This window comes from Natrialba taiwanensis DSM 12281 (genome assembly GCF_000337595.1).
Classification (GTDB): domain Archaea; phylum Halobacteriota; class Halobacteria; order Halobacteriales; family Natrialbaceae; genus Natrialba; species Natrialba taiwanensis.
The window spans coordinates 155,754-171,186 of sequence record NZ_AOIL01000052.1 but is presented as its reverse complement, the minus strand read 5'-3'; the positions used below and the strand labels follow the sequence as shown (position 1 = coordinate 171,186).

At 61.9% G+C, this 15,433-nt stretch carries 16 protein-coding genes; 9 read left to right on the top strand and 7 right to left on the bottom strand.

Features of this window, described 5'->3' with window-relative positions:
* Nucleotides 1-28 precede the first annotated feature (28 nt).
* The 4 genes from C484_RS16355 (at nt 29) to C484_RS16340 (ending at nt 4,615) form a co-directional block, all read left to right on the top strand.
* Nucleotides 29-1,123, top strand: coding sequence for an aminopeptidase (locus C484_RS16355; RefSeq protein WP_006827006.1), 1,095 nt, complete (start codon nt 29-31; stop codon nt 1,121-1,123).
* Between the two features lie 396 nt (nt 1,124-1,519).
* Nucleotides 1,520-2,083 (top strand): plastocyanin/azurin family copper-binding protein, encoded by a 564-nt coding sequence (locus C484_RS16350; protein WP_049915551.1) that lies wholly within the window; start codon nt 1,520-1,522, stop codon nt 2,081-2,083.
* Nucleotides 2,084-2,261: 178 nt separating this feature from the next.
* Nucleotides 2,262-3,323 (top strand): DMT family transporter, encoded by a 1,062-nt coding sequence (locus C484_RS16345; protein WP_006827004.1) that lies wholly within the window; start codon nt 2,262-2,264, stop codon nt 3,321-3,323.
* Between the two features lie 179 nt (nt 3,324-3,502).
* A complete protein-coding gene (locus tag C484_RS16340) occupies nt 3,503-4,615 on the top strand; it encodes a pyridoxal-phosphate-dependent aminotransferase family protein (protein WP_006827003.1) in 1,113 nt (370 codons plus the stop codon).
* Between the two features lie 135 nt (nt 4,616-4,750).
* Here C484_RS16340 and C484_RS16335 read toward each other — a convergent pair whose 3' ends face one another.
* Together C484_RS16335 and eif1A are read right to left on the bottom strand one after the other, a co-directional pair.
* Entirely contained in the window at nt 4,751-5,824 is a 1,074-nt protein-coding gene (locus C484_RS16335) for a cytochrome P450 (RefSeq protein ID WP_006827002.1), read from the bottom strand.
* Nucleotides 5,825-6,369: 545 nt separating this feature from the next.
* Nucleotides 6,370-6,660 (bottom strand): translation initiation factor eIF-1A, encoded by a 291-nt coding sequence (gene eif1A, locus C484_RS16330; RefSeq protein WP_006110924.1) that lies wholly within the window; start codon nt 6,658-6,660, stop codon nt 6,370-6,372.
* Nucleotides 6,661-6,773: 113 nt separating this feature from the next.
* On the opposite strand from eif1A, the gene C484_RS16325 reads away from it, so the two are divergent.
* Together C484_RS16325 and C484_RS16320 are read left to right on the top strand one after the other, a co-directional pair.
* The gene (locus tag C484_RS16325; RefSeq protein ID WP_006827001.1) at nt 6,774-6,953 is read left to right on the top strand and encodes a DUF7470 family protein; all 180 of its coding nucleotides are present in this window, start codon (nt 6,774-6,776) and stop codon (nt 6,951-6,953) included.
* Between the two features lie 84 nt (nt 6,954-7,037).
* Nucleotides 7,038-7,298 (top strand): hypothetical protein, encoded by a 261-nt coding sequence (locus C484_RS16320; RefSeq protein ID WP_006827000.1) that lies wholly within the window; start codon nt 7,038-7,040, stop codon nt 7,296-7,298.
* 34 nt (nt 7,299-7,332) lie between these two features.
* Here the strand turns inward: C484_RS16320 and C484_RS16315 are convergent, their stop codons facing one another.
* The 4 genes from C484_RS16315 to rnz all read right to left on the bottom strand — a co-directional run bounded on the left by C484_RS16315 (nt 7,333) and on the right by rnz (nt 11,197).
* Nucleotides 7,333-9,306, bottom strand: a complete 1,974-nt coding sequence (locus tag C484_RS16315) for a DUF460 domain-containing protein (protein WP_006826999.1) — start codon at nt 9,304-9,306, stop codon at nt 7,333-7,335.
* Between the two features lie 78 nt (nt 9,307-9,384).
* The gene (locus tag C484_RS16310) at nt 9,385-9,783 is read right to left on the bottom strand and encodes a PIN domain-containing protein (RefSeq protein ID WP_006826998.1); all 399 of its coding nucleotides are present in this window, start codon (nt 9,781-9,783) and stop codon (nt 9,385-9,387) included.
* Entirely contained in the window at nt 9,780-10,028 is a 249-nt protein-coding gene (locus C484_RS16305) for an antitoxin VapB family protein (protein ID WP_006826997.1), read from the bottom strand. The genes C484_RS16310 and C484_RS16305 overlap by 4 nt, the downstream gene beginning before the upstream one ends.
* A gap of 239 nt (nt 10,029-10,267) precedes the next feature.
* Nucleotides 10,268-11,197 (bottom strand): ribonuclease Z, encoded by a 930-nt coding sequence (rnz, locus tag C484_RS16300; RefSeq protein WP_006826996.1) that lies wholly within the window; start codon nt 11,195-11,197, stop codon nt 10,268-10,270.
* 160 nt (nt 11,198-11,357) lie between these two features.
* Between rnz and C484_RS16295 the strand changes: the two genes are divergently transcribed.
* The 3 genes from C484_RS16295 (at nt 11,358) to C484_RS16285 (ending at nt 14,152) form a co-directional block, all read left to right on the top strand.
* Entirely contained in the window at nt 11,358-12,470 is a 1,113-nt protein-coding gene (locus tag C484_RS16295; protein WP_006826995.1) for a DUF7282 domain-containing protein, read from the top strand.
* Nucleotides 12,471-12,509: 39 nt separating this feature from the next.
* Nucleotides 12,510-13,514 (top strand): AAA family ATPase, encoded by a 1,005-nt coding sequence (locus C484_RS16290; RefSeq protein ID WP_006826994.1) that lies wholly within the window; start codon nt 12,510-12,512, stop codon nt 13,512-13,514.
* A gap of 194 nt (nt 13,515-13,708) precedes the next feature.
* On the top strand, nt 13,709-14,152 hold the full coding sequence (locus C484_RS16285; RefSeq protein WP_006826993.1) for an acyl-CoA thioesterase: 444 nt from the start codon (nt 13,709-13,711) through the stop codon (nt 14,150-14,152).
* A 36-nt stretch (nt 14,153-14,188) separates the two neighbouring features.
* Here the strand turns inward: C484_RS16285 and C484_RS16280 are convergent, their stop codons facing one another.
* Complete coding sequence (locus C484_RS16280) at nt 14,189-15,265, bottom strand: RNA methylase (protein ID WP_006826992.1); 1,077 nt, start codon at nt 15,263-15,265, stop codon at nt 14,189-14,191.
* Between the last annotated feature and the right edge of the window lie 168 nt (nt 15,266-15,433).

The following is a 15,433-nucleotide window of genomic DNA, read 5'->3' as shown; positions in this document are numbered from 1 at the left end:
ATCCCAACACTACAAATACATCTCCAGTATGGACCCGCGAATCCGAAACCATGCCGAGATTATCGCGAATCATTCGGTCGATCTCCAAGAAGGGGACAACGTCATCATCGACGCCCATCCCGTCGCCGAGGACCTCGTCGTCGCACTCTACGAAGTCATCGGGGAGAAAGGGGCGAATCCGGTCTCGACGAGCCAGCGCACCGGCAAGCGCCAGCAGCGTGCGTTCCTGCGCGCCAGCGACGGCGAGTTTGAGACGCCCCAACACGAACTCGCGCTCATCGAGAACACGGACGTCTACATCGCTATCCGAGCGAGCGACAACGTCACCCAGACGAGCGACGTCGACCCCGAAACCAGCTCGGCCTACCAGCAAGCCCACGGGCCGATTCTCGAGGAACGACTCTCGACGCGCTGGTGTCTGACCCAGTACCCCGCGCCCGCGAACGCCCAGCTCGCCGAGATGAGCACCGAGGGCTACGAGAACTTCGTCTGGGACGCCGTCAACAAGGACTGGGACGAACAGCGCGCCCACCAGGCGAACATGGTCGAGATCCTCGATCCCGCCGACGAAGTCCGCATCGTCAGCGGCGACACGACGGATGTGACGATGTCCGTCAACGACAACCCGACGATCAACGACCACGGCGAGCACAACCTCCCCGGCGGCGAGGTCTTCACCGCCCCACAACCCGACAGCGTGGAGGGCGAGGTCCTGTTCGATATGCCGCTCTACCATCAGGGCCGGGAAATCACCGACGTGTACCTCGAGTTCAGCGAGGGCGAAGTCGTCTCGCACTCGGCGGCGAAAAACGAAGAAATCCTGACCGAGGTGCTGAACACCGACGCGGGCTCGCGCCGGCTCGGTGAACTCGGCATCGGCATGAATCGAGACATCGACCGGTTCACGTACAACATGCTCTTTGACGAGAAGATGGGCGATACGGTCCACATGGCCGTCGGACGGGCCTACGACGACACCGTCGGCGAGGGCAACGAGCAAAACGACAGCGCCGCCCACGTCGACATGATCGTCGACATGAGCGAGAACTCGTTCATCGAGGTCGACGGCGAAGTCGTCCAGCGCGACGGGACCTTCCGGTTCGAAGACGACTTCGAGAAGTAGTCGCCGAACGGAAGAGCCGAACCGTTTTTCATCGACGGGTTCGCGTGAGCGCTTGCAAAGCGACCCGATCGGAACCCGTCGGGAGTGATTCGACCACCGGTGTTGACGGTTGTTTTACCGCCCCAGACATAGTAAGATATGATATATGTTGTCGACTTTTCCCCGCAGCCGAACCTGTTCGGTTGCTGCGACCGGATTTGGCGACAGGTTTGAATAACCCGAATGAGGAGTGAATATTTCAGAAACAGTCGTGGTTTCGTCGTAAATATAGTATTTTTCGACTATTTCAACAAGTAATAGAATATTACCCCAGATCTCCCCCGTGGTGTGAAATCGCATGACACTGTGGGGGAAGAAGATGGTGATTTTTATGTATCCGTCTGTAATGCTCAGTTGATGAGTCGAAACAACCCGATTTCACGGCGGACTGCGATGAAGATCACGGGTGCCGCGGCTACGACCGCACTTGTCGCTGGTTGCAGCGACGATACGGACGAAGAAAACGGCGGCGAGAACGGCGGCGAAAACGGCGGCGAAGTCGACCCGGCCGAGTGGGAAGACGTCGAAACGATCGAGTTCACCGGCGACACCGGTGGCTGGCACGGTGACGCCCCGAGCCCGATCGAAGGCGAGACTAACCCGACCATCGTGCTCTACGAGGGCCAGTCCTACGAGATCACGTGGCTGAACGACGACGGTGCGAATCACAATATGGAAATCGTCGACGATAGCGACGAACCCGTCAACGACGACCTCTCGACCGACCAGATGAACGAGCAAGGCGAGACGCAGACGCTCGAAATCGACGAAGTAACGAGCGAGATGAAAGAGTACGTCTGCCGGCCACACGAAGATTCGATGCGCGGTACGATTCAGGTAGAACCCTCGAGTGGCGGCAACGGTGACGAATCCGGTAACGGTAACGAGAGTACCGGTAACGGCAACGAAAGCGAAGAGTAACGCTGCTGTCGTCTTTTCATTCCCTATTCTTTTAACGCCTCTTGACCGAATAGCGTCCGCTCTCTACGCGCGTCGATACCGTGATTTGTGATACCACATGTCGGCGAATTTGGCACCGAGAGACACTAACGCGCCGAAATACGAATACAAAAGTAGTCCCGGCACCTTTCTTTCGAAAATGATTCTCCATCGAACCGGGGTTCTCTTCGTTGCCCTCGCATTCGCCTGGGGCAGCGCGTTCAGTGCGATCGAAATCGGACTGACGACGCTTCCCCCGATCCTGTTCGCTGCACTTCGCTTCGATATCGCCGCCGTGCTCTTTGCCGGCCTGGTCGTCGTTCGCGAACTCGAGTGGCGACCCGAGACGAAAACCGATTGGCTCGCTATCGCCGTCTCCGGCGGCCTGCTCGTCGGCGGGCACTTCGCGTTCCTGTTTCTCGGGCAGTCGTACGTCTCGAGTGCCGTCTCCGCGATCGTGCTGAGTCTCACCCCGATCGTTACACCGCCGCTTGCGCTCCTCTTGCTCCCGAATCAGCGGTTCCGCGCACCTGCTGTCGCCGGTCTCCTCGTCGGCCTCGTCGGTATCGTCGTTATCGCTGTTCCCGGCGGCTCCCTTGACGGACAAATCCTCGGCGTCGCACTGCTGTTCATCGCGGCCACGGTGTTTGCACTCGGGTCCGTTCTGTTCGAACGACTCGAGGAAACGCTCCCGACGATCTCGGTACAAGCCTGGGCGATGGTCGTCGGTGCCGGCCTGTTGCACGGCTTGAGCGCCTTCCATCCCGGCGAGCAACTCGCGACAGTCTCGCTTCCGTCGGCGACCCTGAGCGCACTCCTCTACCTCGGCGTCGTCTCCACGGCCGGCGGCTTTCTCGCGTACTTCCTGCTTCTCGATCGCGTCGGCGCGACCGAACTCAGCCTCGTCAACTACGCGACGCCAGTCATTGCCGCACTCGTCGGCTGGGCGCTCCTCGGCGAAGCGATCACCGCGACGACCGTCCTCGGATTCGCACTGATCGTCACCGGCTTTGGGCTCTGCAAACTCGAAACGCTGTGGCGCGTCGGCGGTCCGCTGGTTGGATACGGTCCCCAGCGCCTCCTGCTTGCCGACGGCGATGACGGTGATGACGGTGATGACGATAGCAGTATCGTCGTCGACGGGAACGCCTACCTGCGTGATCGTGAACTCGGCCTCAGTGAGACCGACCGCTCGACTCGCGTTGCTCCGCACGGGGACTGACGAAAACCCATCAGCACCACCGCACGGCGGCTTTCGGAGCGCATCGGCTATCGACAAGATGAGAAACCGGCGGTGAGCCTGAGATCGGAGAGTAGCACTTCCACCGACCGCCAAAAGAAGACGCCATCAAAAGTACCATACCGCCTCGCTACGCAGTAAGCCGTACTCAGGTGGTTTCCGTGACCGAGAAACGCGAATACAGAGACGACTATCCCGACAAAACGTTGTACATTCCAGGCCCGACCGAGGTACGTGACGACGTTATTGAATCGATGTGCGAGCCGATGTTCGGCCACCGAATGGACCGAATGACGGACCTCTATACGACCATCGTCGAGGACACCAAGGAGTTCCTCGGCACCGACAACGACGTCATCATCCTCACCGGCTCGGGCACCGAGTTCATGGAGAGTTCAGTCCTGAACCTCGTCGACGAGAACGTGCTCGTGACGACCTGCGGGAGTTTCAGCGAGCGCCAGGCCAACGTCGCCGAACGTCTCGGCAAGAACGTCGACACGCTCGAGTACGAGTGGGGACAGGCGGTCAAACCCGAGGACGTGCGCAAGACGCTCGAAGCGAGCGACACAGCGTACGATGCCGTTACCTGCGTGATGAACGAGTCCTCGACCGGCGTCCGCAACCCGATCGAGGAGATCGGCGACATCATCGCCGAGTATCCGAACACGTCCTTCATCGTCGACGCCGTCTCCTCACTCGGCGGCGATTACGTCGACATCGACGAGCACAACATCGACGTCATCTTCACGTCGGTCCAGAAGGCCTTCGCCATGCCGCCGGGGCTGGGCGTCTGCGTCGTCAGCGACGACGCCTACGATCGCGAACTCGAGAGCGACTCGGCGTCGTGGTACGGCGGCTTCCAGCGCTCGCTCGATTACTACGACCGGAAGGGCCAGACCCACTCCACGCCCGCGATTCCGATCATGCTCGCCTACCGAAAACAGATGAAACACATGCTCGAGGAAGGCCACGACGCGCGCGACCAGCGCCACCGCAAGATGGCCGAGTACACCCGCGAGTGGGCCCGCGAGCACTTCGAGATGTTCCCCGAGGACGGCTACGAATCGCAGACGGTGAGTTGCATCGAGAATACACAGGGCATCGACGTGGCCGAAACCATCGACACCGTCTCCAAGGAGTACGACATGGTCTTCTCGAACGGATACGGATCCGAACTCGGCGAGAAGACGTTCCGTATCGGCCACATGGGTGAACACGACGTGGAGTCCGTTCGAACGCTGACCGACGCGATCGAAGACGCTGCCGGCCTGTAGGTCGTCTCGGAACCGATATCCGCACTCGTGTGGCGTTCGTTCGCTCGTATTCCGGGTACGACGGCAGCATCAGATCCAGTAGCGCCTAGCATGTTCGCGTTACCGTTGGGGGCCGTTCAATCGCGAGCAGGACGATCAGGTTTGGACAGAGATAGGGAGCGTCTGCAATCCGTATAGCGTCGGCCCGACGATCGGATCGCGTTCGTCGGTCGCGAAGCTCACGTCGGAGACACGGTCGAAGAATACGGGGAGAACGGTTCTCGCTTCGAGTCGAGCGAGCGGTGCCCCCAGACAGACGTGAATTCCCCTGCCGAACGTCATATGGGGGTTCGGTGACCGTTCCGGATCGAACGTTTCGGGATCGTCAAACTGTTGTGGGTCTCTGTTCGCTGATGCAACCCATGCAGCGATCTGATCGCCTTCCGGAATGGTAGTACCGTTGACTTCAACGTCCGTCGACGCGATCCGCTCGACGGTATGAACCGATGGTTGGTACCGTAACACCTCCTCAATCGCAGTGTCAAGGTCGATAACGCCCGCCTGAATGTCTGCGATGAGGTCGTGTTTCGTAAACATCCAGAGCGCATTCGTCAGGAGGGTGATCGTCGTGTGGCTCCCAGCGAGCAACAGCAACGCACAGAAATTATAGATCTCCTCCGGCGTCATCTCCCTCCCGTCCGGAGTCGCGTGAATCACCTCCGAGAGGATGTCGTCCCGAGGGTTTTCCTTCCGCCTCTGAACCAACTCGGTAATGTACGCTTTGAGTTCTTCCTGCGTGTGTTCGCCGCCCGGTCTGACGCCTATAAGCACCTCGCGTTTGTCCCGTGGGACGCCGAGAATTTCTCCGATAACGCTTGCCGGAATCGGCGCTGCAAACTCTGCGGCGAAGTCGAATTCGGTTCCAGCCGCGAGGACCGTATCGAGCTGGTCGCGAGCCAATTCCTCGAAATCATCGCGAAACTTGCGTAGATAGCCCGGCTGGAAGTATTCGTCGACGACCCCTCGAAGGCGTTCGTGCTCTGGTGGATTGCGCTTGATCATCGTGTCCGTGAGGTCGACTGCACTATCCTTGCTCATCCCGCCCAGCCCGGACCCGAATTCGGAGGAAAACGTTTCGAAATCAGTGAGTACTGTCTGGACATCATCGTACTGGAATACATCCCAGCACCCCCGTGTCTCGTCGTAGCGGACGGGGTTGGTCTCACGCATCTCTTGATACCACGGATACGGGTTCAATTGCCGTTGCGGAGAGTCAATCGGGCCCGGCAGACGGCTCATACCGGGATTGTCTACGGCGACCATACTGACCGTTCAGTCAGCCAGCGGTAAATAGTTTCTCCTCGGTATTTTATTGGATTATTTAAATCGCGCCAATCATACGTCATAGATGGCGAACGCAGCCGTTCAGTGAGGACAGCTACCGTTACTACCGCGTCGAACTCGTGAACTCTGTGACGGTTCGCAAGCAAACACGGGAGGATACCACTATCGCTCAGACCGCCCCGGTTTCTGATATCGATTCGGAATCGATTCTGGCCATAGTAAGCACCAGCGGGCGTTATACGGAACGCTCCGATCGGGCTAAATATTCATTCAGAAACGATACGCGCAACGATAGCCAGAGAACCGTTTTGCGTAGTATGACTTCAAGGTCCGCCGTCACGGCGGACGCCCGCACGGCTACTGCTGTGGGACCTCTCGTTCGCTACAAAGCGTCAGCGCGAGAAGAGATGCAACCCGAGGGCGCTACCGAGCTACTGAATGTGGCCTTCCCGGCGCAACTGGTCCGCGTCGCTCTTCTCGTAGCGCCAGGTGATGTCCGCCTTCTCGTCCTGCCAATCCCAGGGTTCGACGAGGACGACGTCGTCTTCCCGAATCCAGATCCGCTTTTGCATCTTCCCGGGAATCCGTGCCGTCCGTTCTTTCCCGTCCGCACAGCGTACTGTCACTCGATTTGCGCCGAGCATATTCGTGACGGTCGCAAAGACCTCATCCTCGTCAGGCATTCGGAGGTTCTTCCGACCGCCCTCGCCGTCGTCGCTCATGCAGCACGATTCGGGTTCGAACGGTTTAACCCTTTATCGATTTGCTCCGTCACCCGTTCTCGCCCAAACGCCGAACCACGCCGCTTATTTCGCTCGCCTGTGCAAGCCAGCACATGCTGAAAAATCTCGGACTGCTCGGTATCGTCGGCATCGTCGTTCTCCTCGCTGGAATCGGTGTGATCGCGTACGCAAATTGGATGGTCGCCGTCGGCATCGCGCTCGTCCTCGCCGGGCTTGGACTCGTCGTCAAATCCCTCGTTTCGAGCGTCCTCAAGCAGTTCGGCATGTTCTGAACGCTCGGCTAACCGCCCAGTCGGCTGCTCGAACGTCCATATCATTTCTCCGATCCTTTTGTCGTCACACCGCCTAGAACTCGTATGGGATGCACGCTCCAGTACTACGATCTCATCTTGCTCGCGATCGGCGTGGGTCTCGGGAGCAGCGCGATTCTCGGCCTTGCAACCCCTCTCCCATTCCCTGCCCCTCCTGCCATCATCGGGCTCGGACTCGTCGCCATCGCGTTCATCGGCCACGCCCTATTCGTCAACGGCCCGGGCAGCGAAGTCAGTGATCCCGGCGAGGAAGTCGAACTCGAAGATGCTCCACAGGTTCTCTCGCCGATCAAATCCGTCGAGTAGCGAGTTCAGCGTGGCAGAACAGGCCACGGGGTCGTTAAACTTCGTTATCGCCCGCACGGTGTTCGCTGATGAGTTGGTCCACCATCGCCGACTTCCGATCCCGCCGGCGTTCGCGGGCCCGGTCGTGCCAGTCGTCGATCACGGCCTCGATGTCTTCCTCGCGCGCAACAGCGAGTTCATCGACTTCCTGCATGGCCACGTCGCCCGCCGGACCCACAGGAATCTGGTTGTCGAAGAGGATCTCGTCTGCGACCTCCGAGAGCCCGCCGTCTTTGAGAATCACTCGCGGCTCGAACTCGGCGAGGAGTTCGGCCGTCGAGCGCCCGGCACCGCTCGCGTCTCGGAGGTAGACGACGTCGTCGATCGCAATGCCGTACTGGTCGTCGGCTTTGCGGATCGTTCCCTTGGTGAACTTCTCGACGACCTTGACCGGAGCCAGCCCCTCCTTCTCGGCGGACACGTCGCTGAAATTCGAGTGATCGAGTTTCCAGAGGGCTTTCATCCGTTCGACCTTGTCCTCGAGTTCGTCGACGCGGTCGTGGGCCTCGTCGCGTTCGTACTCGAGTCGCTCGGCTTCGCGGCGGTGTCGTGTCACCTCGCGGTTCTGGCGGACTTCCTTGCGTTCCGCCCGTCGCGCACCGCTCAGTTCGTCCTCGAGTTCGTCGATACGATCCTCGCGCTCTTCGAGCCGCCCTTCGAGCGTCTCGACGTGTGACTGGAGGCGGTCGACCTGCCGTTCTAGGTCCTTGATCCGCCGTTCGTCCTCGGTCAGTTCGCGAGGTTCGTGCTCGGTCGCCGCTTCGTCCGCACCGTCGTCGTCTTCGAGGTCCGCGAGGACGGCTTCGACGCTCTCCTCGCCGGCGACGACGCGGGCGATCACTTCGCCGCGGTCGATCCCCGGCGGGAGTTTGTCGGCGATGCGCTCGAACTGGTCCTCGTGGGCGTCGGCGGCGTACAGGGCGGCCGCCATCGCGTCGCGCTGGTGATCGTCGTCGTAGGGCTGCTCGCGCGTGCGATGTTGCTTCTCGTCGATCGGCAGGTCCGACTCCGGCGTCCAGCCCGCGGCGTCGAAACTCCGACGAAACTTCTCGACCGTTTCGGGCATCGGCGTCACGTCCGCCCCGACGACGATCGGTCGCCCCCGCTCGACGATCCACTCGATCACGTCGGCGGTATCGCTCGTGCGCGAACTCCAGACGTCCAGCACCTCGCCCTCCAGTCCCACGATGGCGACCGCGGTCGTCGTCCCCGGATCGATCCCGACGATGACGTGATCCCGGCGCTTTGCCAGCGGCCTGAACTCGATCCCGTCGCGGCGCTCGCGCTCGATTTCGACCCGAACGTCGCCAGAGCGGGCGCTGGAAACGGGGATGTCGCTCGGTCGCGCTTCGACGGTAAACACCGCGTTCGCGTAGCCGCCGTAGGCCTCGCGGATATCAGTCTCGTAGGCGAGATTCGCGTCCTCGAGTTCTGATTCGACCTCGCGGGCGCGGCGCTTGACGGCCCCGTGGATGCGGCGGGTGTAGCGGTCCTCGCTCCAGCCGCCGCTGCCAGTCGACCGGCCGCGTGAGACCTTGACGCTCGTGGTGTCGGTAAAGGCGGAGACCTCGTGGCCGACGTTGTGGGCGGCGAGGCGAGCGGCGGCCTCGGCTTCTTTCATCGGTTCCTTGCCGTAGGGGATGCCGTGACGTTTCGCGACGCGAGAGAGCGGCTCGGGCTGTTCGGCACCCGTCACTTGCACCAGTTTCGTCCCGGTCGGCAACGAGCCGAGCAGGTGGATGAGCTGGTCCTTGTCGGCGGCCAGCTCGTACATGTTGTCCGTCGCGACGATCGCCGGCTCCTCGTCGTCGATCAGCCGCCTGAGTTTTCGGTGGGAAACGACGTCCCGAGCGACGGTTTCGCCGTCGAACTCGACTAGCGCGTACGACGGTGCATCGCCGCGCACGTCGCCGCTCTGGATGTCGATCCCGAAGACGACTGCATCGAGCGCACTCGTTCGCGTACTCACGATGGGGGATAGGGGCGAGTCGAGTATAAATCCGGCGCGGCTGTAAGCGCTGCTGAGAAACCACGCTGAAAAGAGCGGCTATCGGTACATCTCGACGGCAATAACTCGTCTTGTTTCGGGATGCGTTAAATCGGTGTCGCCAGAGACGACGGGTGCGTCGAGTTCGCGTCCAACGGCTGCGGTGAGCGCATCCGGTCCGTCTAGAAACGGTCCTTCGGACCCGATTTCGTCTGCAATTCGACCTGCCGTGATTGCCGTTCGTTCGTCGATTTCGTATACTGATGTCCATGCAAGATCGGCACGAACGCTGTCAACGTCGCCGCCCGGGAGGTTTCCTTCGCCAACGAGAATCTCTGCGAGCGCTGGAATCGGGACGATCCACCGCGTATTCGCTCCACCATGTTGCTCGTAAAATTCACGGGTTACGTTGCGGCCATCCAGATAGTCGATCAGAAACGACGTATCCACGACTTTCATGAAGTCTCTTCTCCGCGCTCGCGCATTCGGCGCTTTCGCTTCGATTTGGCATTTTTCCGTTCCTTCCGAACCCGCTCCGCTTCTCCGTCGGACCAGCGGCCAAATCCGTCGGCAAAGTCACCGCTCGTTCGCTCGTTAAATACGCGCTCGAGAACGTCGTTGTAGCTCTCTCCCTCCCGCTTTCGGCGCTCGAGTTCCCGCTTCACGCGGTCACTCACTCTAATCTGCTCGTTGGCAGCGCCCATACGTTGACAATCGTGTCGACGTTCCTTCTGTGTTTGGTTCAGACCGAGAACCAAACGGTGGTGTACTCGGCTCTATCTATGAGTGTGAGTGACTATCGATGTGCGAGTGTCTGACGATGCGTTCTTCCGGTGTGTTCCTCCGAAACTCAACGTCGGGCAGGTTACAGTAACGGAGACTGGTACGTATCTATCCGGAGAGGAGAAGAAAACGAGATGAGTGAGAGAACAGGGTGAATGCGCTACTCTGTCTCCGAATATGGAATCTCGAGTTCATCGCCGTCCGCGGGGACGAACGTTTCGCCGTCGAAGACTTCGCGAGCCTCGGCGAGGTGATCGCCGGTATGGCCCGCGTAACGCGAGGAGAGGTGCATTAGTGCGAGTCGGTCCGCACCCGCGCGACTCGCGAGTTCGGCAGCCTGCCGCGCCGTCGAGTGGGCGGTTTTGGCCGCGCGGTCCGCGCGGTCCGCGGCGAAGGTCGCGTCGTGGATCAACAGGTCCGGTTCATTCGCAACCTCGACCGTCGCCGCAGTGGGCCGCGTGTCGCCCGTGTAGACGATCGTTCGGCCGGGTCGGGGCTCGCCGACGACCTGCTCGGGTTCGACGACGGTGCCGTCCTCGAGTTCAACCGCCTCGCCCTCGTGGAGTTGCGAGAACATCGGGCCGGCGGGGACGCCCAGTTCTTCGGCGCGTTCGCGGTCGAAGCGGCCCTTGCGGTCGTCTTCGACGAGCGCGTAGCCGACCGAGTTCGTGTCGTGGTCGGTGTCGAAGGCTCGGATCTCGAACTCGTCGGCGCGGTAGGCGACGTCGCCGTCGCCGACTTCGCTGATGCGCACCGGAAACGAGGGGCGATTGTTGAGGGCGTTGACCAGTCCCTTGAGTTGGCGACGCGTCCCGCGAGGAGTGTGAATCGCCAGGGGCTCTTCGCGGTCATTGAAGGCCATCGTCTGGAGGAGTCCCGGAATCCCGAGGACGTGATCGCCGTGGAGGTGCGTGACGAACAGCTGTGAGACGGAAAACCCGGTCCCAAAGCGCATCATCTGTCGCTGGGTTCCCTCACCGGCGTCGAACAACAGTCCCTCACCCTTGCGGGAGACGTGGATACTGCTCGGATTCCGTTCGGTCGTCGGAATCGCGCCGGCCGTCCCCAGAAACGTCACGCATAGTGGCATCTGGTAGGGTGTTCGACGGGCCGCGGCTAAACCGGCTTCGAATCGTGACTCGGGATGACAGCGAGAAGCAGTCGCTCGAAGCGACTCGAAACCCGTGAACGGACGGCGCGTTTTACGTCATTCGAGTCCGTATCCCCGGTCGCTATCCACCCCCAACCCAATGAGTTCGAGATCGACTTTCGGTACTATCAAACGCGTCGTCGCCATCCTGATCGCGATCATGATCGTCCTGGCCGCCGGAATCGTCGTCGGGCAGGCACCCACCCTCTTCGGGATCGAGGAAGACCCCGAGGCATCGATCGAGTTCACGGATCAACAGGGCAACGGAACGGCAGTCACGATCGACGAGGTGAGCCTGTCTGACGGCGGGTTCGTCGTCATTACCGCCAACAGTGACGGATCGGAGTCGATCGCGGTCTCCGAACCGCTCGAAGCGGGCACCCACGAGAACGTCACGGTCGAATTAGCCGACGATGCCGACCGCGAACTGCTCGGGCGACTCACCGCGACGGTCCATCAGGATACCGACGACGACGAAACGTACACCTACGGGGAGAGCGACGGCGAGGAAGACCGTCCGTATCTCGACGCCGGCTATCCGGTCAGCGCCACCGCGACGGTCACCGCAGACGAGACTGACGACGCGCTCGGCGATTCGTTCGTCGTCGACTCGCTCGACGTTCCGGACACCGCGACGACGAACGAAACGATGAACGTCACCGTCACCGTGCGGAATCCGACCGACGTTCGCGCCCAGCAGAACGTCGAACTTCGACTCGACGGGCAACTCCTCGAGTGGCAGTCCGTCGATCTGGACGGCGGCGAGACGACCGAACTCACCTTCGAGGTCGATACCCGCGGCACGCCGCCGGGCGAGCACCCCCTCAGCGTCCAAACGAACCGTGACGGTACAGTCGAACTCGTCGAGTTCGAGTTCCACACCGACCCCGGTATCGAGGTGACGAACGCGACCACGGACCGCATCATCACCGACGTCGCGACGCCCGCCGAGGGATTCGTCGCCGTCGAAAACGACAGCGGCGAGATACTCGCTACGAGCGATGAACTCGACTCTGGCGAGCACGAGGAGATCCGGATCTCGATCCCGGCGAACGTCTCCGTCGACGAGGACACCGACCTCACCGCCGTCGTCTACGAGGGTGATCCCGACACACCCGAATCGGCATCGCCGTACGAGGAGGACGGCGATCGAATCGAGACGACGTTCACGATTGGAACGACACCAGGCGGGCCGACGACTGACGCGGAGTAATCGACCGATTCTTACCCGTTCCGACCATAGCACCCGTCGATGGACGCGCCGCTGTGGACCGACACGTACGCGCCCGAGTTGGCCGAGTTGCCACAGGACGACGCCCGCGAGTACCTAGAGCGGGCCGTCGACGAGCCGATCAACCTCCTGTTGCAGGGGCCGCCCGGAAGCGGCAAGACTGCGGCGGCGCGTGCACTCGCCCGCGAAGCGCATGCGGACCCGGATAACGATCTGGTCGAGATCAACGTCGCCGACTTCTTCGGTCGGACGAAGACCGAAATCAAGAACGACCCGCGATTCTCGCAGTTTCTCGTCGGCCGCTCCTCGATGTCCAAACGCGACATGATCAATCGCGTCCTCAAAGAATCCGCGAGCTACGCCTCCGTCTCGGGGGAGTACAAGACGATCCTGCTCGACAACGCCGAGGACGTCCGCGAGGACTTCCAGCAGGCACTGCGCCGGATCATGGAACAACACCACCGGACGACGCAGTTCATCGTCGCCACCCGCCAGCCGACGAAACTCATTCCGCCGATCCGATCGCGGTGTTTTCCCGTCTCCTTTCGCTCGCCGACGACCGCCGAAACCGTCACCGTCCTCGAACGCATCGTCGAGGCCGAAGCCGTCGAATACGACGACGACGGCCTCGAGTTCGTCGCCGGCTACGCCGACGGCAACCTTCGGCAGGCCATTCTAGCGGCGCAGACGACCGTCGAGAGCGAGGGCGAACTCACGATGAGCGCGGCCTACGAGACGATCGGCGAAGTCGGGCTGGACGACGAGATCGAATCCATGCTCGACGACGCGGAAGCCGGCGAGTTCAGCGACGCGCGAAAGACGCTGGACGACCTGCTCGTCGACGAGGGATTAGATGGCGAGGAAGTTCTCGACTCCGTTCTGGAACTCGCACGCAAGCGCTATCAGGGGGCGAAACTGGCCCGGGTACACCGCTTGGCCGCGGATATCGAGTTCGAGATGCACGAAGGCACGAGCGATCGCATCCACGTCTCGCACCTGCTTGCTGAACTCGGGCGGGACGCCTGATACGGTCTGCTGTAACGATTTACCGGGCAACCGCGCCCGTCCTGCGGTTGCGCCGGAAATGACTTACAGCAGTCCGTATGACGGCCGACATCGTAGCGAACGCGTCCCGAGTTCATGCTCGTCGGGCGACGAGGGTGCCTCGTGAGGCGGCCGATCGAAGCAAATTTCTTCACCCCGTCGGGCGAAGAGCCGGTATGCCAACGGTTCGCGAAACGCATATTCAGAATCGTTTTCCAGTTCAGCCGAATCACGCAAACAGCAACGGCACGCTCCACGGCGGCAATCTGATGAAGTGGCTCGACGAGGTCGGCGGAATGGCGGCGATGCGCTTTGCCGGCGAAACCTGCGTCACCGCGCGGGTCGACAGCCTCTCGTTCGAGCGGCCGGTCCAGATCGGCGACACGGCGCTGGTCGAAGCCTACGTCTACGATGCGGGACGAACGAGCGTCCACGTCGCACTTCGAGCCTGGCGCGAGAATCCACGAACCGGCGAGACCGAAAAGACGACCGAATCGTCGTTTACCTTCGTCGCGATCGACGACGACGGAACTCCCATCCCAGTACCCGAACTCGGCGTCGAAACGGACGAGGGCGAGCAACTCCGCGAGCGAGCGCTCGCGGCCGACTACAGAGCCTGAGACGACTATCGGATACCATACCGCTCGCCGCGAAAACTACTCGAGCACAAGCACGTACCGCGTCAGCGATCGATGAACTCGCCGCTCGAAAGTCGCCTCGAGTTCCCAGCCAGCGTCTCGTGCTTCCCGCTCCCAGGATCGATCGGCGACGACGACGGCCCGCGAGGCGACTCGCCGCGCTTCCGAGAGTGCGCCGGCGACGAGATCCTCGAGTCGATGGGTGTCGATCTTCGACTGGCGGCCGTAGGGGGCGTCGAAGATCACGCTGTCGACGGCGTCGTCGGCGAGCGGCAGGCGCGTGCCGTCGCCACGGCCGACGGACCAGGAACCGCGCTCGACGCCGGTGGGCGAGGGCTCGTCGCGATCGAGAAAGGCGGTCAGGTTCTCTCGTGCGCCCTGGGCCATCTTCGCCTGCGCGTCGGTGCCGATCACGTCCGCGCCGACGAGGCCGGCTTCCACGAGGACGCCGCCGGTGCCGCACATCGGGTCCAAGAGAGTGCGGCCGGGGCGCGCGCCGGCGATGTTCGCGACTGCACGAGCGAGCAGCGGGTCCATGCTGCCGGGCTGGAAGAACGGCTTGTCCGTCGGGGCGCGAGCGCCGAAGTCGCGGACGCTCTCGGCGGCGAGCCAGCCGAGGGCACAGACGGAGCTCCGGTCTGAGTCTCCCGCTTTCCCCCCGTCACCGTCCTCCGCCGTCGACCCGTCCGCGGACGCGGTCGAAAACGCGGCTCGCAAGAGGTGATCCGGGTCGTCGAGATCGACGTCGAACCCGCGATCGACCAACACCTGCCCGAGTTCACGTTCGGCGCGTGCAGTACTGATGCCGGTCGAGCCGTGCACGTCCGTCGCGCGGACGGCGACGGTTCCCGGTGGCTCGCGATCGAGCGTCGCCGCGTCGAGCAGCGCGCGGGCGCTTTCGAGGTCAGCATCGGTTTCGGTTCGACCCAGTAACTCGCTCGCGCGGTGCGTATAAGCCAGTCCGCGGACCCGCTCGGATGCGATGCCGCGCGCGACGCCGAGTCCGGGCGCGATCCGTCGCACGTCGCTCGCGGCGCTACGGGCCTCGCGGGCCGCAAAGGCGTCGTCCTCGCCGCCGAACTCGAGGAGGTACACGATGAGTCGTCACCGCGGGCCGAGTATGAGCCTACCGTTTTCACTGGCACGACCGGCGTCGGCTTCGCCTCGAGTACCGGTCACGACCGCCCCGTACTGAATGAACCGGATATATCAGGTGTCGGTACCAAGCTTTATAAACCTTAAATACGTCTTTTTAAGCGACTT